The following is a 20,295-nucleotide window of genomic DNA, read 5'->3' as shown; positions in this document are numbered from 1 at the left end:
CACTGTTTTGTAAAGATGGGACAAAGGTACAAACGCAATGTCTAAAGATATAGTTACTAATAACGAAATAACAGAAAACGTCAAAGCTACCACATCGGGAATTTCCGGGGAAATCAATGAGCTAACCTCTTCCAAGGAAACTTCAACTAATGACTCAGCTTATTTAGGTTTCCGGACCGTCATCGTCATCCCGAACTACAACGGTCTCAGATTCCTTGATGACTGCATGAATGCCATCGATGCCCAGACCGTGGATCACTTCTTAACTCTCGTGATCGATAACGGTTCGGGAGAAGAAGATACCAAGTGGCTTAAATCCTGGCAGGAAAAGGATAAGGTTCATCGCAAACTGATACTGAACGAAGAAAATCTCGGTTTTTCAGGAGCCGTAAATCAGGGAATCCGCTTTGCCATGGAGTACAACATCGAGTTCACTCTTCTTTTAAACAATGACACAAAGGTAGCTCCTGATTTCGTTGAAGTCCTGGAAACCCGCATGGACAAGGACAGTAAAAAGAAAGTCTTTGCCATCTCCAGCAAGATGGTAAAAATGCATGACCCTTCCATCATGGATGACGCCGGCGATCAGATGACAGTTCTTGGCTGGCAGTTCCAGAGAGGTTTGGACGAACCCTCCTCTCTTCCCAGATGGAATACCGAGTCAGAGGTTTTCTCCGCCTGTGCAGGGGCTGCAATGTACAGAACCGAGCATTTTGAAAAGGTGGGGCTTTTCGATGAAAACCATTTTGCCTATCTCGAAGACATTGACCTTTGCTACAGGGCACAGCTTTATGGCTACAAAGTTCTCTACTGTCCAGAGGCTCTGGTCCATCACGTTGGTTCCGGCACCAGCGGTTCAAAGTACAATGCCTTTAAGGTTCGCCTGAGTGCAAGAAACTCACTGTATCTTCTCTATAAGAACCTGCCCCTGTTTATGGTGATACTAAACATTTTGCCCATCCTTGCAGGTTACCTTATAAAGATACTGTTCTTCACCAAAAAGGGCTTCTTAAAGGCCTACATGGAGGGCATCTTTGAAGCCTTCAGCAAGTTCAAAACTCTCAAAAGGGCGAAAATAAATGAGGTACCGCCCATGCGATACCTCACTCTGGAGTTAAGACTTATTGCCGCTACCTTTGAGTACGCTTCGAGATTAATGAGACGATATAGTCCAAAGGCTCGCGGTTAAAAATATAAGAAGCTATAAGGTATACAAGGACTCCTGTCACCATCTGAAGGATCAATGTCGGAATCGGGGCAAACCGGAGAAGCTCCACGCTCCATGCTGCCGCACCCATAAGCACCGAAACCACCAGGGAGGGCAATACCTCGATCCACTGCCTAAGGGGTCCGTAGCCTATAAGCTTACCGTTCGGCCAGGCATTGATGACGGTACAGAGATACTCGTCAATGACTTTAAGTATAAGCATTGGCCATATACCGAATGGAAGACTCAGAAGCAGTATTACAATGCCGAGAGTCTTTTTTATTAGCTCAAGTTTCAGGAAAAGATCGGACCTTCCCATGGCATTCATAACCTGAAGGTTGATGATGTGAATGGGATAGACCGCGTAGCTGACAGCCAGAAGCACCAGATACGGCGCCGCCACCAGCCATTTTTCCGTAAGAAGAATCTCTACAAGTGGTCTCGAAACCGCCGCAAGTCCCGCCATCATAGGGAAGATCACGAAGGAACTTAATCTGATGGATCTGCTGGCCATACGCCGGAGCATTTCAGGATCATCCTGTTGTTTACTGTAGGCCGGAAGCATTACCGACTGAATGGCGGTGGAAAGATTCGTTGCGATGATCTTCGGGAACTGTTCACCTCTGTTATAGGCTCCGAGATCGGCACTTGAGTACTTTTTGCCAATGATCAGTCCGTAAATATTCTGCCACACCGCATCTATGAGACCGGAGGCAAGTATCTTCCATCCAAAGGAAAAGAGCTGCCTTAACCGTCCTGTGCGGAACAAAAAGTGAGGATACCATCTTACGGTGAATAGCATCACTATCATAAGTGAGAAGTAGTAGGATATCTGCTGGGCAGCCATAGCCCAGACTCCGAAGCCCTGCATGGCGAGGGCGATGGACACCGCTCCTGAGATAAGCACTGCAATCATGGTTGACTGAAAGAGCTGCCTGAACCTGAGATTTCTCGCTACGAAGGCTGTCTGTATAGACACTATGGCTCCCGGGAAAAGAACGATTCCCATAACTCTTACAAGCTCTCTAAGCACCGGAATTCCGTAGTAACCGGCTATCCAGGGCGCTCCTGCAAAAAGCACCAGGTAGCATCCCAGCGCCAGCAGCATGCTGATCCAGAAAACCGAACTGTAATCCTCTTCCTTTATATCCTTACCCTGCACAAGAGCCGTTGCAAAGCCGGACTGCACAAAGGTATTTGCTATTGTTATAAATATGGTGATAAGACTGATGGTTCCGTACTCCGTGGGAGTCATGAGTCTCGCCAGTATGAGGGCAACCACAAACTGCACTCCCTGGGAACCGCACTGCTCCAGCACCTTCCAGAAAAGCCCGCTTATCACCTTGCTTTTCAAATTATTATCTGCCATTTTTCCTGTTTCGCAGCCAACTGTAAAGCTTCGGCATGCGATATTCAAATCCTATAAAAAATCTGTCCCGGAGATTCAGTTCATTGAAAAACTCTCTGTTCTCAGGTTTAAAGATCGTCTTAAAGTCCCTGACATTGACCTTGGTGAGGAACTCATTTCTTCCTCCTGCCCTCATGGCCGCCTCATGGAACCTGCCACCGGTCACTTCATCGAATCTCCGATACATCTTCCAGAGATCCTCCGCAAACTTTTCCTGTTTTCTAATGTAGTCGCCGGTCATCTGGCTCTCTGTCCATGAGCCCCCTATTGCGAAACGGTAAACGCTCATTGGCTCATCGAAATAGTAGCTGTCCCCGGCTGCCGCCGCCATAAGCTCCAGCGGTCTGTCGCCAACAGGACAATCCACATAGTAATCCGGCAGTTTTTCAACGATTTCCCGCCTTAAAAGGAAGCTTGCAAAGGGTGAGCCCACTGCTTTATCCACAAGCTCCTCCGGTTTAACCACACGGGATTGTTTATAAGGTCTCATCAGCTCCCCGTTTACAAGAGCCCCGTCTTCGGAAACAACCTTCGCAGAATGAAAAGTAAATACACACTCCGGATGTGCCTCCATATAGGAAACCTGCTTCTTAAGCTTCAAGGGATCGCACCAGTAATCATCCCCGTCTGTAAGAGCCACATATTTCCCCACGGCCCTAGGAAAGTTAAAGGCCCCCGAAATATTGGTAATCCCCTTACTGTACTGATTCTCAGTCCTAAGAATCGGCTTAATGATATCCGGATACCTCTCCTGATACCCCCTGATGACCTCCTGGGCATTGTCCGTAGAAGCATCATCATGTATCAGAACCTCGATCTCGAAATCCCTCTCCTGCCCCAGAATGTGGTCAAGACATTCACCGATATACTTTCCGTGGTTGTAAGTCACAACACATACAGAGACCATTATAGGCTTACTATTATCTTTTCTAACCTGAGTTTCTACTTCACTCATCAACTAACCTTCTATTTCATTACAATTCCACCGGGGACGGTTCTCGCCGGCGAGAACCGTCCCCGGTGGAATTCTTGCATAATCACCTTATAAAGAGACACTCCCCCACGGTTCTATGGAACATGTTGTAGGTGAAGCCATACCTAAGAATAATGTATATCTTCCCAAGCCGGCTTCTACTCTGTATGCTCACAAAATTCTCCAACAGCGTCTTCTGCTTCACGGTGAGCCGGTCCCCATAAATCTCCAAAAAGCACCGGGCCTGCTGAAACATCTCCTCATAAACCTTTCGGGAATGCTCATCCATCTCAGCCTTGCTCTTCCCGTCTTTTCTGCCGATGCCGAAGCGGCCGAGAATCTCCATGATACGGGAACCCTTTTCAGCACCGAGGACATTGTTCCCATGCTGCCTGTACTTATAAAGAGACTCCGGCACGAAACGAATCTGTCCAAACGCTGCCGCCACAAGGGCTATCCACTGATCATGCATGACACAGTGCTCAGGCTCTCTGTCTATAAGCTTCGCAAGGGCCCGGTTTATCATCATGGCACCGCCCACAACATTGTTCTGAACCAGAATCTGATTCAGCTTCTTTCTCGCGGGAGTCATTTTCTGATACTCCACATAGCTTGGGGAGATAGGATTAAGCTCCTGATCCACAACCTCGGAATCACAATGCACAAGAAGCGGTTTATCATCTCCGTAAACCGCCTCCAGCACCTTCATCTGTTTAAGTGTCTTCTCAACCTTATCCGGATTCCATACATCGTCCTGATCGGAAAGCATGATGTATTTGGCTTCTCCGTACCTTTCCTCTGCCAAAAGCTTCAAAAAATGCTTCTGTGCGCTTCCGCAGGGAGGATTTTGTTCCAATATCTCTATCCTTCCGGGATGAACCTCACTTATAGCTTCAACAATCCCGAGTGTCCCATCCTTTGATCCGTCATCCGATACAACTATCCTAAGGTCTTCATAACTCTGCCCAAGGATAGAATCGATCTGCTGCTTTACATAGCTTTCGCCATTGTAGGTGCATAAAAGCACAGTGACATCATACACTTTATTCTTTACCTCTTCTCCATTATCTTCCGAATGATACTGTCATCTCCCCAAACCGCCTTACTGTCATAAGGTCTGTCCGGAAATGCTCCGTACTTTAGGCTAATGCTGTAGCCATTTTCCTTTATGAAATCCTCAACTCTTGTGGCAAGCTTCTCCGGGAAGCCCGAGCAGGCATTGATGACGCCCTGATACTCCTTCTGCTCGATAACAGCCGCAAGCATCTCACAGAATCTGTCATAATCGATGAAATCCCACTGGTTCTGTCCCATGGTAAAAGGAAATTCCCTGTCCCCGCGTTTTTCCGCAGCGGTGATCTTCGAAAAAATGGAGCAGCCATGCTCGGAATTTCCAACGATGTAGTAACCCCTTACCCACTGTAAAACCGTCGGCTTATTTTTGCAAAGAAGTTCAAGCGCCTGCCTCAAAGCATTCTTGGAAATCCCGTAAAGAGACTGGGGATTGCAGGGAGTATCCGGCTTTATGGAGCCCTCAAAAAACCCTATCTCATGCATGGAACCCATGACCGCCAGCTGCTCTATACCTGATTCAACAAGCTTTTCAAGGAAAGCATAATGTTTAGGCAGGTCATTAATGTGCGACGGATCATTGTGCACGAAACCGTTTTTCCATGCTAAATGAAAACAGGCATCCGGTCTTCCGAAAAACTCGAAAGGATCCTCTAAGGAAAAAAGATCTGCTTCCTTCAGCTCTGCTCTTTTGTCAACGATATCCAGCCTAAAGTCCGATGCTACAACCTGATTTCCATCATCAAGCAGCTGCTTCACCAGCCCCTGACCTATATATCCATTTGCACCTGTAACAAGAATTTTCATTAATTTCTCCAATATTATTCACTTCATGAAATAATCATTAAGCAAGGTACTTTACACATCAAATGAAAATTGCCACACATACCTGTCGGCACATTTAGCAGCTTCATTTCAAATCATCATTTCCCAGGATGTCTTTTAGGAACCCATCCAGGCTGTATCTCTCATACACCTCTTCCGGAATTTCCTTATACGGCTCTTCTATAAACTCCTTCGGCACTGAAAAGTCCTCGGGGTCATAAATGTAAACATTCTCCTTGCAATAGAAGTCCGTGTCCAGAATGTGCCTGTTGTTGGTGATGAGTTTGCATCTGTGTCCCACCGATTCAATAGTTCTCATGCTGAGACCGTTTTGCTGAGGAAAAGTGTAATCCACAAAACACCTTGTATGATTGTAGATATCATTGGTTTTTTCCATGGGAAGGGAATCAAAATGCAAAGCCTCCCGGGCCCCCTTATACAAAGGATTTCTCTTAAGAACCGCCTCTTTAATATACTGAAGCTTCGGCACATAAATATACCCGAAGAGATTTTTCCCGTAGCGCTCCGCAAGCTCCTTAAGCTTTATGAGAATCTGCATGCGTCTCGTATGCATGGAGCATAAAAATATAAGATCATAGCGCTTGTCCTCTGAGCTTTGGCATTCTTCCTTCTTAAAAAACAGCGGTCTGTAATTCCAACCGTACTTCTCCGAATCCACAGGATCAAATGTGTAAATCTCATCAAACTGAGGATTCAGCCTTGTCTGATCCGGAAATGTGGATACGCTGTCCCATTGATAAATCTTGAAAGTCGCGGCCCTGAATCTTTCCCGAAGCCGCTCAATGACCCGGTCTGTCATCCATTGGCCCTTTATAACAAAAACAGTGTCAATGTCTTCCGGAAGCTTTGAAATCACGCCCTCATAGTAATCAAACACCAGCCTGTCCCTTAAGCCCTTTGTGTAAAACATCACCAGCTTGTTATAGAGACTGTGAGCATGAAGGTTGGAATCCACTAAGAATACCTCTGCCCCTGCTTCCTCAAGTTTCCTTTTTATGTCTTTCTCATAATTATAGAAATAGGGCATTATGAGAAGAATCTTCTTATTTTCTAACTTTATCATTGTAATACTTGTCCGAAATAAACTGACGCACAGGAGGTGCCAGGAAGGTGATAATGTTCATGGCATGGTAAGCAACCATAAAAGCTTCCTTTCCCTTCACCTTCTTTGCATCGGCAAATGGTGTCAGTTTAAGATATTTTTCATAAGCACGACTGTAGTGATTCAGGTTTCCTCTATTCCAAGGGCGTTCATCCGAAGCATAGTGCACTATGTGTGGATGATGCTTTGCAAGCCTGAAGCTCTCCTTGGACTCACCCTTTCCGTAAGCCGCTGACTTCTCCACCAGAGTCTCATATCTGAAATAGTAGTAGTTGGTTATAAAATCGTAGGTCTGCCCTACTCTTTTTATGCGTCCCTTAAGAACGTGGTTAATGATGTCCTGATCATTGAATGGAAGCTTTCCGCCCATGGTATTGTAGTACTCAAGACAGTTTGTTTCCATGTCTTCAGATCTCCAGGCGGAAAGATTGAGAAGAATCATGCCTGCATTATAGTAGTTATCCTCCTCTGTCAGCCCCACCAGCTCCTTTACTTCAGGATAAATGGTAGGCTCAGACGCCATAGCTGCGATATCGTCATTTAGCCTCAGATCATGAAGCCCCGAAATATCCCTGAGCACAACCGTGTCACAATCAAGATACAAAACCTTGGTAACTGTTTCCGGAAGTATGGAACCCATCAGCAGTCGCGCAAGAGTCGTGATACGAAACTTCCCTGTATCAAGCCCGTAAATCCTGTCCTTAAGATCCTGCATCAGACCTTCTATCGGGTAGAACTCAACCTTTCTCCCATAGAATTTCGCCATCTCTCCGATCTTCTGCCTGTTTTCTTCAGAAATACCGTCGGACAGCACATGAAAATTAATCTCATTTTCCTTATTATGTTCGATCAATGATGCCATGGAAACCGCCATGTGCTGACAGTAACCGTCATCAGTCGCGTAAACAATATTCATAAATTATTTCCTTACATAATCTAAAAGGGCTCGGCCCTTACGGGTCGAGCCCATCAAGCGCCTTTCGGCACTTGATATACTACTATCATTTTAAAGTTAATTCAAGATTACTTATGAATTCCCGAACAGTCCCTTCGGCTTCTCACCGCTGAGCTTTCGCTGTTCTACACGCTTCTTTCCGGCATCCTCAGCTATATCCTTAAAGTACAGACGGTTAACCGCACTGAAGAGAGCTCTGATGGAAGAACGTGTGATATTGGAAGAAAGTCCCACGCCATAGCTGGTCTTTCCTGTATCAATGTCAAGAAGGTGAATATATGAAACCGCCTTAACATTGGTTCCTGAACCAAGAGCATGCTCCTGATAATCGATAACCTTTGCCTTGATGCCGATCTCATGATTAAGACCCGTGAGAACCGCATCGATAGGTCCGTTTCCGACACCACCAAAGTTCTTCATCTCGCCACGGTTCATGTAAGTAACATTGGCAAGAGTTGTGAAGCTGTCGTCGCCCTCGTTCTCGGTATCCGTTGTACGTATATTCTTGAAGTGGATAGGCTCCTTGGTCTGTACGTAGCAGGCATCGAAGATATCGAAGATCTCCTGAGGTGAAACCTCGCCCTCCTGCTCCGAAACAAACTGGATGTAATCCGCAAACTCTCTCTGCATGCCCTTAGGAAGCTTGTAACCAAACTGGGAATCCATAATGAAGGCAACTCCGCCCTTTCCTGACTGGGAATTGATACGTACTATCGGCTCGTACTTTCTTCCTATATCTGCAGGATCGATAGGAAGATAAGGAACCTCCCAGATCTCACTATTTCTGTCCTTCATTGCCTTAACGCCCTTATTGATGGCATCCTGATGGGATCCTGAAAAAGCTGTGAAAACAAGCTCACCTGCATAAGGGGCTCTCGGATGGATGCTCATCTTTGTGCATCTCTCGTAAACCTCCTTTATAGGGTTAATGTCTTCGATATTAAGCTTTGGATCCACACCGTGTGAAAACATATTGTAGGCAACTGTGAGGATATCAACATTACCGGTTCTCTCACCGTTTCCGAAAAGTGTTCCCTCAACACGGTCTGCTCCCGCAAGAAGAGCAAGCTCTGTAGAAGCGATACCCTCACCACGGTCATTGTGAGGATGAACGGAAACGATAACATGCTCACGGTACTTTAAGTGATTGCACATATACTCGATCTGGTCGGCATAAACATTGGGAGTATTCATCTCCACTGTTGATGGCAGGTTAATGATGACCTCTCTGCCCTGTCCGCACTCCCAGGCATCCAGTACTGCGTTGCATATTTCCGCCGCAAAGTCCATCTCCGTTCCCGTAAAGGACTCGGGAGAATACTCAAGACGGATAGTTCCGGGGAAATCCTTGGCATACTTCTTTACAAGCTGTGTACCTGTAAGAGCGATGTCAATGATCTCCTGCTTTGACTTTCCGAAAACCACATCTCTCTGAAGAATGGAGGTTGAATTATAGATATGAACGATAGCCTTATCAAGACCCGCAAGACACTCGAAGGTTCTTTCCAGCAGCTCTGCGCGGCACTGAACCAGTACCTGCACGGTAACGTCATCAGGGATCATCTTGCGCTCGATAAGCTGGCGCAGGAAATCATACTCGATCTGTGATGCGGCAGGAAAACCAACCTCGATTTCCTTAAAGCCAAGCTTAACCAGCATCTGGAAGAATTCTATCTTTTCTTCAACACTCATCGGATCTACCAGTGCCTGGTTGCCATCACGAAGATCCACAGAGCACCATTCAGGTGCCTCTACGATTTCTTTGTCCACCCATGTTCTTTCCGGATACCTGAATGCCGGAAATCTTCTGTAACGCTTATAATTCAACATAGTCTCATTCCTTTCGCATGAAGAACCCGAGCCCACAACCGCCATTGGTTCCTCACTATTATGCAATGGATCTATCAGCAGATAACCGTAATCAGCTTTCTGCTTTAGATCATAAGTAGGCATAACACCCACTTAATTATATCCTTATCAAGCGTCAAGCACTAGACCCAGTTCTTTCATAACATCTATAACCTGGGATACATATTTCTCACATTTCTCCATGGTATCCGCCTCAACCATGACTCTTACCAAAGGCTCTGTTCCGGAGGCTCTGAGAAGGATTCTTCCGTCTGAACCAAGCTCCTCCGTAACCTTATCAACCGCAGCAAGAACCTTGGGATCCTTCTGGGCCTTTTCCTTATCCTCAACTCTTACATTCTTAAGGAGCTGAGGGAATACGGTAAACGGTGCTGCCAGATCCTTAAGGGACTTCTTCATTGCCAGCATCGTCTCCATAACCTTTATGGAGGTAAGGATTCCGTCGCCGGTGGTTGCATGTCTCATGAAGATAATGTGGCCTGACTGCTCTCCTCCGAGAGAGAAGCCATTCTGTAACATATTCTCATAAACAAATCTGTCACCAACCTGTGTCTTTTCATACTTAATGCCTACGGCATCCAGTGCTTTGTAGAGACCAAAGTTGGACATTACAGTTGTAACGATGGTGTCGTCCTGAAGCTGTCCTTTTTCCTTCATATAACAGCCGCAGACATACATGATCTGGTCTCCGTCAATGAGATTACCCTCTGCATCCACAGCAAGACACCTGTCCGCATCTCCGTCATAGGCAAATCCCACATCACAGCCCTTTTCCACAACAAATTTCTGAAGAGACTCAATGTGTGTGGAACCGCAATTATCGTTAATGTTTGTTCCGTTTGGCTCGTTATGGATAACGAAGGTATCTGCTCCGAGAGCATCGAAAACGGATTTTGCAATGGAGGAAGCGGAACCGTTTGAACAGTCGAGGGCAACCTTCTTATCCTTGAAACTCTTTGTTGCAAGTGAAATGAGATATCCTATATAACGGTTTCTTCCTGCAGCAAAGTCTACCGTGCGACCGATCTTATCCTTAGTTGCCAGAGGAACCTCAGGAGTTTCACCATCAAGATAAGCTTCTATCTCAGCGATAACATCCTCTCCAAGCTTCTCTCCGTTTCCGTTTATAACCTTTAAACCATTGTCATAGTAAGGATTGTGTGAAGCCGAAATCATAACCGCGCAGTCAAAATCCTCAGAACGTGCCACATAAGCAACAGATGGTGTGGTTGTTACATGAAGAAGATAAGCATCGGCTCCGGTTGCTGTTATACCTGCAGCAATGGCATACTCGAACATGTAACTCGAACGACGGGTATCCTTTCCGATAACGATACGGCACCTTTCTCCGTCCTTCTTGTCTTTTCCATAGTACCAGCCAAGGAACTTACCTACGCGGAATGCATTGTCCGCTGTAAGATTGACATTAGCCTCACCTCTGTAACCATCTGTTCCAAAATATTTTCCCATTATATAAAGCTCCTTTAAATTCTATACTCCGACAGGAGGGATATCCTCCTTTTGATGAAAGTCGGAGTTAGTTCTTTATCTATTTAATATCTGTAATGCAGAAAAGGACTGCCATTAAGGCAGTCCCGTTATCCTCATATCTCTATATCTTTTAATGCTTCAAGATATCTTGATAATGCATCCTGCCATGTAGGAAGCGGCTTAAATCCATTCTCAACAAGCTTTGACTTGTCCAGTCTTGAATTAAACGGACGGGCAGCCTTACTGAGACCGTACTCTTCAGTGGTGACGGGAATAACCTCAGTAGCAAGACCTGCCTGCTTATAGATTTCCTTTGTGAAATCATACCAGCTGATATATCCGCCCTCATTTGTGGCATGATAATATCCGTACTTTTCTGTCTCAAGCATGTCCACAAGAAGTACTGAAAGATCAAGGGTATATGTAGGTGTACCAATCTGATCATTAACCACACGAACCGTATCGTGGGTCTTTCCTACATTAAGCATGGTCTTGATGAAGTTCTTTCCGTTAAGTCCGAATACCCATGCTATACGTACAATAAAGTACTTTTCAAGGGTTTTTGAAACCGCAAGCTCGCCTCCAAGCTTTGTCTCACCATAGTAATTAAGTGGAGCATAATCCTTGCAGTCCGGCTTCCAGGGCTCTGTGCCCTGACCATTAAATACATAATCGGTGGAAATATAGATCATTTTGGCATCAAGCTTCTTTGCCACATCAGCGATGTTCTGAACACCGTCAACATTGATGGCCTTAACCTTTGCCTTCTTGTCTTCATCCTCTGCGAGATCCACTGCTGTCCATGCAGCGCAATGTACTATAACATCCGGATTGATCTCTGATATAACCTTATCCACCTGCTCACGGTTTGTGATGTCCATGGAAACATAGGGAAGCTTTGTAACCTCACTTCCGTCCTGAATACCGCTGTAAACAGGTGCTATGTCTGAACCAATTCCCTCGTGTCCTCTTTTGGCAAGCTCGTTCATGACATCGTGTCCGAGCTGTCCGCCGACACCGGTAACAAATACTTTCACGATTCTTTACTCACTTTCTCTTACTTAAGACCCTTACCCTTAACATACATCTTCTCGAAATAGTTCTCATACTCTCCGGAGATGATGTGCTCCCACCACTCCTTGTTGTTGAGATACCAGTCAATGGTTACAGGGATTCCTGTATCAAATGTATACTCAGGCTTCCATCCAAGCTCTGCCTCTATCTTTGTAGGATCCATAGCGTATCTCTGGTCGTGTCCCGGTCTGTCCTTAACATACTCGATAAGTGTCTCAGGCTTTCCGAGAGCCTTGAGGATTGTCTTTACTACTTCAAGATTTGTTCTCTCGTTGTGTCCGCCGATGTTGTAAACCTCGCCAACCTTGCCATTACGAACGATAAGGTCGATGGCCTTGCAGTGGTCTGTCACATACAGCCAGTCGCGGACATTGGCACCGTTTCCGTATACAGGGATCTTCTCATCGTTAAGTGCTCTTGAGATAACCAGCGGGATAAGCTTCTCAGGGAAGTGATATGGTCCGTAATTGTTTGAGCATCTTGAGATGGTTGTAGGGATACCGTAGGTTCTGTGGTATGCCATTACAAAAAGATCCGCTGAGGCCTTTGATGCTGAATATGGTGATGATGCCTTGATCTTGTTGTCCTCTGTGAAGAAAAGGTCAGGTCTGTCAAGGGGAAGGTCACCGTAAACCTCATCGGTTGATACCTGATGATAACGCTTGATTCCATACTCCTTGCAGGCATCAAGCAGTGTAACTGTTCCTCCAACATTTGTCTGAAGGAAGATGCCGGGATCTGTTACTGAACGATCAACGTGAGACTCTGCTGCGAAGTTAATGATCACATCAGGCTTTTCCTCGGAAAAGAGCTTGAAGATGAACTCTCTGTCTGCGATATCTCCCTTTACAAACTTGTAGTTTGGCTTGCCCTCAAGTGGTGCAAGTGTCTCAAGATTTCCTGCGTAGGTAAGTGCATCAAGGCAGATCCACTGATCCTCGGGATAAGTATTAACAGCAAAATGCATGAAGTTGCCGCCGATAAAGCCGGCACCGCCTGTTACTATATATTTCATTTTATTGTTCCTCTCGTATTACGATTTAATTCAAAAGCCTTTCTGCCCGCGATTTTAGTCGCAGGAGCCACGCGGCTTTGAGCGCTTCAGAAAAATCCGTCAGGATTCTTTCCTATCCTGCCTGTGATGTTACTTCTAAAACTCTCTAAGCTTATCAACGTACTTGCCCTCCAGAACATCCTTGAGATAACGGCCGTACTCGTTCTTCTTGTACATTTCATAGGCTTCCTGTACCTTCTCGGTGTTTATCCAGCCATTATGATATGCGATTTCCTCAAGGCAGGCAATCTTACGATGCTCATGGGTCTCGATGGTGCGGACAAAGGTTGTGGCATCCACAAGTGACTCATGGGTTCCTGTATCAAGCCAGGTAAAGCCCTGTCCCAGGAGTGTCACATCCAGCTCACCGTCCTCAAGATAGATACGGTTAAGGTCTGTGATCTCAAGCTCACCTCTTGCTGAAGGCTTAAGGTTCTTAGCATAATTGACAACCTTGTTGTCATAGAAATAGAGACCTGTTACGCAGTAATTTGACTTTGGATGCTGTGGCTTCTCTTCAATGGAGATGGCCTTACCTGTATTATCGAACTCAACGATACCGAATCTCTCCGGATCGTCAACATAGTATCCAAATACTGTGGCGCCCTTCTCTTTTGCGGCGGCACTTCTGAGAAGTCTCTTGAAGCCGTGTCCTGAGAAGATATTGTCACCAAGGATCATGGCTACAGAATCATCTCCTATGAAATCCGCACCGATGATGAAGGCCTGGGCAAGTCCGTCCGGTGACGGCTGCACTTTATATTGTAAACTGATGCCAAACTGGCTTCCGTCTCCGAGGAGTTCCTCAAATCTCGGAGTGTCGCTTGGTGTGGAAATAATCAGGATGTCGCGTATCCCGGCATTCATAAGAACGCTGAGGGGATAGTAGATCATCGGCTTATCATAAATCGGAAGTAACTGTTTGGAGGTTACTCGTGTAAGTGGATATAATCTTGTACCGGATCCTCCGGCAAGTATAATTCCCTTCATAAATTCTCCTTTTACTATCAGGTTTGGTATAGAGCCCCTGAATTTGGGCATAGTTCACCCGACATGTATACATACTTTTCAAATTTTAACACAAAAGGGGGGGATATACAAATTTATTTTTGTTTAAGGCGAAAGGGGTTGGATACCCGGTCAGAAAATGGAAGGGACGTGTGACGGCCCACGAGATTGAAAAGACACCGGAGCTGTTGTGTTCGTCCCGGCTGCACAAGTATGTGCATCCGTGCCGTACACAACAGCTCCGATGTCTTTTCAACTCGCAAGCCTAGCCACCCATCCCTTCCATTTTCTTACGTTACGACAGAATTCCATTATTCTTGATTAAGCAGAATCATCGTGTTATAGTCACGTAAATTAATTTGTATAACCACGGAAGAGGAAGTAAATATATGTCAAAGAAGAAAGCATTGATCGCCATGAGTGGCGGGGTGGATAGTTCGGTTTCGGCGGCATTGATGCAGGAGGCGGGGTTCGATTGCATCGGAGCGACTATGAAGCTGTACAGTGATGCTTCGTTGAATACCTGCAGCACTCCGGACAGTGTTGAGGACGCAAGGCGGGTCGCAGAGAGTCTGGGGATGCCTTTTTATGTTTTTGATTTTACGGAGGATTTTGACAGAGAGGTTGTAAGGCGCTTTATCAGGACCTATGAAGAGGGCGGTACACCTAATCCCTGCATTGAGTGCAACAAATACATGAAGCATAAGAAGCTTTTTGACAGTGCCGTTTCACTTGGCTGTGATGTCATCGTGACGGGGCATTATGCGAGGATTGAGCAGGATCCGGATACAGGACGATGGCTTTTGAAGAAGGCAAAAAATGTTGCCAAAGATCAGAGCTATGTTCTTTATTTCATGAGTCAGGAGCAGCTTGAGCATACAAGATTTCCTTTGGGAGAGTTTGCTTCAAAGGATGAGGTTCGTGCCAGAGCCGAAAAGCTTGATTTCATCAACGCTCACAAGCATGACTCCCAGGATATTTGTTTTGTTCCGGATGGAAAGTATGTTGATTTCATCGAGCGTTATACCAAAAAGACTTATGCTCCCGGAAACTTTACGGATACTGAGGGTAATGTTCTCGGACAGCACAAAGGCATCATCCGCTACACCATCGGTCAGCGCAAGGGCTTAGGTCTTGCCCTTAAGCAGCCTATGTATGTTTGCGAAAAGAACATGGCGAACAATGACGTCATCCTGACCACAGGACCGGAGCTTTATTCAAAGGCTCTTATTGCGGATAACTTTAACTGGATTCCTTTCGATGAACCGAAGGAGCCAGTCAGGGTCACGGTTAAAACCCGCTACAAAGCAAAGGAATCTCCGGCAACCGCCGAGGCTATCAGGGACGAACAGGGGCGTCTCACCGGTCAGACCCGTATCATTTTCGATGAACCGGAACGCGCCGTAGCCATAGGCCAGGCGGTGGTCCTCTACGATGGTGACATAGTAGTCGGCGGCGGAACCATAATAAAAGCCAAAAGATAAACCATTATTCAATTTAGACACGCAGATTGCTCTCTTGTGTTCTTCTGCGTGTCATATCCCAAATCAAACTCTTTTGACGACTAACATCATCCAAAAACACCAATGTTTCAACGCCTTTCTCCCACTCATAAAGATCCCACTCTTGTCTAACACCATTCAAAAAAGCCAATGCTGCAGCGCATGCAGCATTGGCTTTTTATTATCGGCTGTCACAGCCTGTTTTTCGCAGCTTATATCTTTTATACAGGTTCAGAACCGAAAGGCTGTTTACCCGGTCAGGCATTCACTTTTCTTTTCTGATCTGCCTCCCATATCATCTCTTCCAGAGTGCTGTACAGCCTTTCCGGGTCTACAGGCTTTGAAAGATGGGCATTCATGCCAACCTGAAGGGACCGCTGCACATCCTCGTCAAAAGCATTGGCAGTCATGGCAATAATAGGCACTGTCTTTGAATCACTTCTTTCCAGTCCGCGTATGGCCTTTGTTGCCTCAAGTCCATCCATGACCGGCATCCTGACATCCATAAGGATGGCATCATAGTAGCCGGGCTCGCTTTTATCAAACAGCTCAAGAGCCTCCCTGCCATTCTCGGCATGATCTATCAGAATTCCCTTTGAAGACAAAAGCTCTTTCATGATCTCTGCATTTATAAATATATCCTCTGCCAGAAGTATATGTCTTCCGTCAAGCTCTGCCTTCTCTTTTTCCTTCAGCAACGAAATGTTGTTCCTTCTTGCCAGAAGCTCAAATTCTTTTATCACATCAGAAGCAAAGAGAGGTTTATTTAGGAAATTATCCACACCTATGCTTTTGGCATCATCCATGATTTCTTCCCAGTTATAGGAAGTAAGGATTATCACCATTGTGTTTTTATCATATTGTCGCCTTATTTCCTTTGCCACCTCAAGCCCGTCCTTATCCGGCATCTTCCAGTCAAGGAGCACAAGGTTATAAGGCTCCATCTTTGTCTGCTGTACTTCAAGCAGATGCAGGGCACTTTCGCAGTCAGAGCAGGTATCTGCCTTTATACCCACCTCCTCAAGTATGACCCGGGTGTGCTCGGCAGAAATCTCTTCATCATCCACTATCAGGACCCTCATGTCCCTTGGGTTTATGACCACATCATCTGATGCATCGTGCTCGCTGTTCCTGAAAGTAACAACCACTGTGAATGTGGTTCCCTCACCCTTCTTTGATTTAACTGTGATGGTACCGTTCATAAGGTCAACTATGCTTTTTGTTATGGCCATTCCGAGGCCTGTGCTTCCATACTTGTTGTTCCTGCTGCTGTCCTCCTGTGAAAAGGTATCAAATATCTTTGGAATGAAGGCTTCATCCATTCCTATCCCTGTATCACTGATGACAAACTTTATAGTGGATTTATCATCATAAACCGCAGTTCTCTCCACTCTCAGGCTGACACTTCCGGGCGCTTCCGTAAACTTGATGGCATTACTCAGTATATTGATGATGACCTGCTTAAGCTTCATGTTATCTCCGATGTAGTAGTCAGCCACACCGCCGGTAACCGTACATTCATATTTAAGTCCCTTATCATTGCATTGGGTCATGACCAGAACATTGATCTGATCCAGGACATCACGTAAAGAGAACTCCTCATTCCGGATAACAAGCCTTCCTGATTCTATACGGCTCATGTCAAGGATATCATTGATAAGTCCCAGAAGATGCCGGGCACTGTCTCCGATCTTACTAAGGTACTCCCTTATATCCTGATCCATGTTTTCCTTTCGGAGGGCAAGGTTATCAAGACCTATGATGGCATTCATAGGTGTCCTTATCTCATGGCTCATATTGGAAAGGAATACGGTCTTTGCCTTATTGGCCTCCTTCGCAGCCTTCAGCGCATCCATAAGGGCTTCATTCTTCATCATGGATTCACGCATCTCTTCATCAATGTTGGCAAATCCCATACCTATAGCGTGGATCATGTTATCGTCCCGGTCCTCCACATGCCTTACACCGGCAATGCGGATCATTTCATAATATTCCTTCCCTTCCCTTCTTGCGAAGTAACGGTAAGATGCCACCGCCTTATCGATCAGCTTTTTCCTTATATTTTCGGGCTTTATGAATTCAATGAATTCTTCCCTGTAATTCTCATCCACACAATGGTCGGCATACCACTTGAAACGTTCAAAATAGGGGAAATGCACACCTTCCACCGTCTGCTGATGGTCTTCAGGGTCTCCTCTGTAGCAGACAGCGTCATCATTATCAAGATCGATATGGTAAACACTCCTGTATTCGGCAGAAAGCGCAGTTATCATCTTGTCCTGCTGGTTCCATTTATCGGTTATGTCGGAGATAAATGCGTAAAACAGCCCTCCATACGCATCGGAACGAACGTAGTGGCCATAATCGTCCACCCACCGTATGAGGCCGTCTTTTCTCCTGATCCTGTATTCCACATGGTCAGATTCATTTTTACTTTCATCAAGCTGTTTGATGATAGAGGCATATACCATATCATAATCATCGGGATACACCATGCCCTTAAAGGTATTGCCGGTCATCCCCCTGAAGTCCTCAAGGTCTTCACAGCCGAATATCTCAAACACAGTCTTATTGGCATACAGAATCTCTTCCGTACTGTCAGCCTTGTAGATAAAAAAGCCGCCCGGAAAATGTTGGCCTATCTGCTCCAGTACTTCCAGAGCCTCTTTTTCATGTTTGAAGTGTTTTCCCAACATAATAGCATCCTCTTAATCGCATAATGCCGTCAGTTGCTCTTTCATTGCTTTTATCTCGCTCAAAAGCGGGGAATAATCCATCTCAGTTCCATTTCTTAAATAATCAGTTATCTCACATACCTTTTCATACAGCGGCGATAATGACAGATTCCCCAATATACCCTTAAGGGAGTGCGCAGCTTCAAAACCCGTTTTCAGGTCTCCTGCCTCGATAGCCTCAGCCATGCGGTCAAAATCAGGCTGCTTTGGTACCGTGGATACAAGTCTAAGATACATTGATTCCTTTCCGGCGCATCTTCCGAGACCGGTAGCTGTGTCCGCTCCGAATCCATCAAGCTTTTCAATTGTTATCATTTCTCTCTACCTCTTTTTTTATAAAAACTTCAAACTCCTCCGCCGGAACAGGCCTGGAAAAATAAAATCCCTGAACGATCTCACAGCCCATGCCCTTAAGGGTTTTAATCTGATCCTCATCTTCCACGCCCTCTGCCACTACCGGGACGTTAAGGAACCTTGCTATGCCTATGACGATCTCAACGAGCATAAGGCTCTTCTCATCCTTCTTAAGGTTTTTGACAAAGCTCCTGTCCAACTTAAGCACATCTACAGGAATATTCATTATCATATTAAGTGAGGAATATCCTGAACCGAAATCATCGATCTCTATCTTGAAGCCTTCACTTCTCAGCTTCTCCGTGATTTCCATAACCTTTGCTGCATCATCGGCATAAGCGGATTCTGTTATCTCGATCATCAGTTCCTTTTCTGTTATACCGCTGTCCGAAAGCACCTTATGAAGCTTTTCTTCAAGCTGAGGGTCGAACAGGTCTATCCTTGAGACATTGACCGATACAGGAAGAGTGTAGCCTAACTTCTTTTTCCATTCGTCCACCTGACGTGCGGCACATTCCCATACATAATTATCTACCTTCTGGATGAGACCGTTATGTTCAAAAAGAGGAATGAAGTCACCGGGGCTTATCATTCCGAGCTCCGGATGCTTCCAGCGGATAAGCGCTTCCGCACTGCAAAGCTTCGGAGTATCCCCGGTAATGTTGTACTTCGGCTGGTAATACACCAGAAAGTCATGATTTTTTATGGCAGAATCCACATCCTTTATCAGTCTCTCGTTGTAAACGGATCTGACATGGAACTCCTTATCATAGTAGGATACATTTGACAGGTAGTCTCCGCGTATCCGGTCGCAGGCCTGTTTTGCCCTGTCAAATCTGTCCTCAGGAGCTATCTTCATATCAGCATCCTGATAGATCCCGGCTCTCAGCCTGAGCTTCAATTCGGGGAAGGTTTTGTCCAGCTGCTCCTGCAGGAGACCTATACCTTTTTCTTTACCGTCATTTTCACAGTATATGTAAAAGGTATCAGCCACGGGCCTGCTGGCTATGATCAGGCTGCTGCGGAAAGCCTCATTTATGGTATCGGCCACCTTTTTCAGAACTCTGTCTCCGGTGCTCCTGCCGTACATTTCATTTATCAGGCGGAAATGATTGATATTAAGCACCAGTACATCTCTTTTTATGTCCTTTATGTACGTGTCGATCCTCCGGATATACTCAAAGAAATATTCTCTTGAGTAGAGTCCGGTCAGGGTATCCCTTTCAGTTGAACGGATGATGCGGGCATCCTCCGAGAGCTTTATGATCCTTTCGCATCTTGCAAGGATAACCTCAGGCATATCATAGGGCTTAGTGATGAAATCAGCCGCTCCCTGCCGTATACTGTCCACCTCCGCATCCTGTTCCGAAGTCATAACGATCACCGGTGTGGATTTCAGGTTAGGATCATTTTTGATCCTGGCCAAAAGCTCCGAGCCGCTGAGAACCGGCATGATAAGGTCAAGAAGAATGAGGGAATATTCGGAAGGTGCCAGCTTCTCCCAGGCCTCATGACCATCACAGGCATACTCCACATCATATTCCTCCATAAGGATGTTCCCAAGTATCTCACGATTGATATACTCATCCTCAACGATAAGTACCTTTCGCTTTATATTCTGGTCTTCGTAAAAATTTCTCATAGCT

Annotated in this window: 16 protein-coding genes; 2 read left to right on the top strand and 14 right to left on the bottom strand. The window is 45.7% G+C overall.

Annotated features, from left to right (window positions below; genetic code table 11):
- Positions 1-37: 37 nt before the first annotated feature.
- Positions 38-1,189 (top strand): glycosyltransferase family 2 protein, encoded by a 1,152-nt coding sequence (locus tag G625_RS0115830; RefSeq protein ID WP_084152944.1) that lies wholly within the window; start codon positions 38-40, stop codon positions 1,187-1,189.
- On the opposite strand, the gene G625_RS0115825 is transcribed toward G625_RS0115830, so the two are convergent.
- The 11 genes from G625_RS0115825 to rfbA form a co-directional block, all read right to left on the bottom strand.
- Positions 1,131-2,576, bottom strand: coding sequence for a lipopolysaccharide biosynthesis protein (locus tag G625_RS0115825; protein WP_029201871.1), 1,446 nt, complete (start codon positions 2,574-2,576; stop codon positions 1,131-1,133). The two genes, G625_RS0115830 and G625_RS0115825, sit on opposite strands and share 59 nt — an antisense overlap.
- Positions 2,566-3,570 carry a glycosyltransferase gene (locus tag G625_RS0115820; protein ID WP_044933111.1) on the bottom strand — a complete coding sequence of 335 codons (1,005 nt, stop codon included), beginning with the start codon at positions 3,568-3,570 and terminating at the stop codon, positions 2,566-2,568. The genes G625_RS0115825 and G625_RS0115820 overlap by 11 nt, the downstream gene beginning before the upstream one ends.
- An 82-nt stretch (positions 3,571-3,652) precedes the next feature.
- The gene (locus tag G625_RS0115815) at positions 3,653-4,630 is read right to left on the bottom strand and encodes a glycosyltransferase family 2 protein (protein WP_029201869.1); all 978 of its coding nucleotides are present in this window, start codon (positions 4,628-4,630) and stop codon (positions 3,653-3,655) included.
- Positions 4,631-4,638: 8 nt separating this feature from the next.
- On the bottom strand, positions 4,639-5,466 hold the full coding sequence (locus G625_RS0115810; RefSeq protein ID WP_029201868.1) for an NAD-dependent epimerase/dehydratase family protein: 828 nt from the start codon (positions 5,464-5,466) through the stop codon (positions 4,639-4,641).
- 103 nt (positions 5,467-5,569) lie between these two features.
- Positions 5,570-6,568, bottom strand: a complete 999-nt coding sequence (locus G625_RS0115805) for a hypothetical protein (protein WP_029201867.1) — start codon at positions 6,566-6,568, stop codon at positions 5,570-5,572.
- On the bottom strand, positions 6,549-7,523 hold the full coding sequence (locus G625_RS0115800) for a glycosyltransferase family 8 protein (protein WP_029201866.1): 975 nt from the start codon (positions 7,521-7,523) through the stop codon (positions 6,549-6,551). The genes G625_RS0115805 and G625_RS0115800 overlap by 20 nt, the downstream gene beginning before the upstream one ends.
- 111 nt (positions 7,524-7,634) lie before the next feature.
- The gene (gene leuA / locus G625_RS20455) at positions 7,635-9,392 is read right to left on the bottom strand and encodes a 2-isopropylmalate synthase (RefSeq protein WP_044933219.1); all 1,758 of its coding nucleotides are present in this window, start codon (positions 9,390-9,392) and stop codon (positions 7,635-7,637) included.
- A gap of 147 nt (positions 9,393-9,539) precedes the next feature.
- Complete coding sequence (glmM, locus tag G625_RS0115790) at positions 9,540-10,901, bottom strand: phosphoglucosamine mutase (protein WP_029201865.1); 1,362 nt, start codon at positions 10,899-10,901, stop codon at positions 9,540-9,542.
- A gap of 134 nt (positions 10,902-11,035) precedes the next feature.
- A complete protein-coding gene (gene rfbD / locus G625_RS0115785) occupies positions 11,036-11,959 on the bottom strand; it encodes a dTDP-4-dehydrorhamnose reductase (protein ID WP_029201864.1) in 924 nt (307 codons plus the stop codon).
- Positions 11,960-11,979: 20 nt separating this feature from the next.
- Positions 11,980-13,011 carry a dTDP-glucose 4,6-dehydratase gene (gene rfbB / locus G625_RS0115780; protein ID WP_029201863.1) on the bottom strand — a complete coding sequence of 344 codons (1,032 nt, stop codon included), beginning with the start codon at positions 13,009-13,011 and terminating at the stop codon, positions 11,980-11,982.
- 135 nt (positions 13,012-13,146) lie between these two features.
- Entirely contained in the window at positions 13,147-14,040 is an 894-nt protein-coding gene (gene rfbA / locus G625_RS0115775) for a glucose-1-phosphate thymidylyltransferase RfbA (RefSeq protein WP_029201862.1), read from the bottom strand.
- A 407-nt stretch (positions 14,041-14,447) separates the two neighbouring features.
- Here rfbA and mnmA point away from each other — a divergent pair, with 407 nt between their 5' ends.
- Positions 14,448-15,542 carry a tRNA 2-thiouridine(34) synthase MnmA gene (mnmA, locus tag G625_RS0115770; protein ID WP_029201861.1) on the top strand — a complete coding sequence of 365 codons (1,095 nt, stop codon included), beginning with the start codon at positions 14,448-14,450 and terminating at the stop codon, positions 15,540-15,542.
- A 275-nt stretch (positions 15,543-15,817) separates the two neighbouring features.
- Here the strand turns inward: mnmA and G625_RS20450 are convergent, their stop codons facing one another.
- Genes G625_RS20450 through G625_RS0115755 form a run of 3 tightly spaced genes read right to left on the bottom strand, consistent with a single transcriptional unit; the run spans position 15,818 to position 20,291 of the window.
- Entirely contained in the window at positions 15,818-18,256 is a 2,439-nt protein-coding gene (locus G625_RS20450; protein ID WP_049895957.1) for a PAS domain-containing hybrid sensor histidine kinase/response regulator, read from the bottom strand.
- A gap of 12 nt (positions 18,257-18,268) precedes the next feature.
- A complete protein-coding gene (locus G625_RS0115760) occupies positions 18,269-18,610 on the bottom strand; it encodes an Hpt domain-containing protein (RefSeq protein ID WP_029201860.1) in 342 nt (113 codons plus the stop codon).
- Positions 18,597-20,291 carry a two-component system response regulator gene (locus G625_RS0115755; RefSeq protein WP_029201859.1) on the bottom strand — a complete coding sequence of 565 codons (1,695 nt, stop codon included), beginning with the start codon at positions 20,289-20,291 and terminating at the stop codon, positions 18,597-18,599. Before G625_RS0115755 ends, G625_RS0115760 begins: the two co-directional genes overlap by 14 nt.
- Between the last annotated feature and the right edge of the window lie 4 nt (positions 20,292-20,295).

Source organism: Oribacterium sp. NK2B42, from assembly GCF_000424445.1.
GTDB lineage: Bacteria > Bacillota > Clostridia > Lachnospirales > Lachnospiraceae > Oribacterium.
The sequence above is the reverse complement of the archived record's forward strand: the minus strand, read 5'-3'. Positions and strand labels throughout refer to the sequence as shown.

Excerpts from the sequence above, each read along its gene's own strand:
- G625_RS0115830 (WP_084152944.1), top strand. The coding sequence starts at position 38 with ATGTCTAAAGATATAGTTACTAATAACGAAATAACAGAAAACGTCAAA.
- G625_RS0115825 (WP_029201871.1), bottom strand. The coding sequence starts at position 2,576 with ATGGCAGATAATAATTTGAAAAGCAAGGTGATAAGCGGGCTTTTCTGG.
- G625_RS0115820 (WP_044933111.1), bottom strand. The coding sequence starts at position 3,570 with ATGAGTGAAGTAGAAACTCAGGTTAGAAAAGATAATAGTAAGCCTATA.
- G625_RS0115810 (WP_029201868.1), bottom strand. The coding sequence starts at position 5,466 with ATGAAAATTCTTGTTACAGGTGCAAATGGATATATAGGTCAGGGGCTG.
- G625_RS0115805 (WP_029201867.1), bottom strand. The coding sequence starts at position 6,568 with ATGATAAAGTTAGAAAATAAGAAGATTCTTCTCATAATGCCCTATTTC.
- G625_RS0115800 (WP_029201866.1), bottom strand. The coding sequence starts at position 7,523 with ATGAATATTGTTTACGCGACTGATGACGGTTACTGTCAGCACATGGCG.
- leuA (WP_044933219.1), bottom strand. The coding sequence starts at position 9,392 with ATGTTGAATTATAAGCGTTACAGAAGATTTCCGGCATTCAGGTATCCG.
- glmM (WP_029201865.1), bottom strand. The coding sequence starts at position 10,901 with ATGGGAAAATATTTTGGAACAGATGGTTACAGAGGTGAGGCTAATGTC.
- rfbB (WP_029201863.1), bottom strand. The coding sequence starts at position 13,011 with ATGAAATATATAGTAACAGGCGGTGCCGGCTTTATCGGCGGCAACTTC.
- rfbA (WP_029201862.1), bottom strand. The coding sequence starts at position 14,040 with ATGAAGGGAATTATACTTGCCGGAGGATCCGGTACAAGATTATATCCA.
- mnmA (WP_029201861.1), top strand. The coding sequence starts at position 14,448 with ATGTCAAAGAAGAAAGCATTGATCGCCATGAGTGGCGGGGTGGATAGT.
- G625_RS20450 (WP_049895957.1), bottom strand. The coding sequence starts at position 18,256 with ATGTTGGGAAAACACTTCAAACATGAAAAAGAGGCTCTGGAAGTACTG.
- G625_RS0115760 (WP_029201860.1), bottom strand. The coding sequence starts at position 18,610 with ATGATAACAATTGAAAAGCTTGATGGATTCGGAGCGGACACAGCTACC.
- G625_RS0115755 (WP_029201859.1), bottom strand. The coding sequence starts at position 20,291 with ATGAGAAATTTTTACGAAGACCAGAATATAAAGCGAAAGGTACTTATC.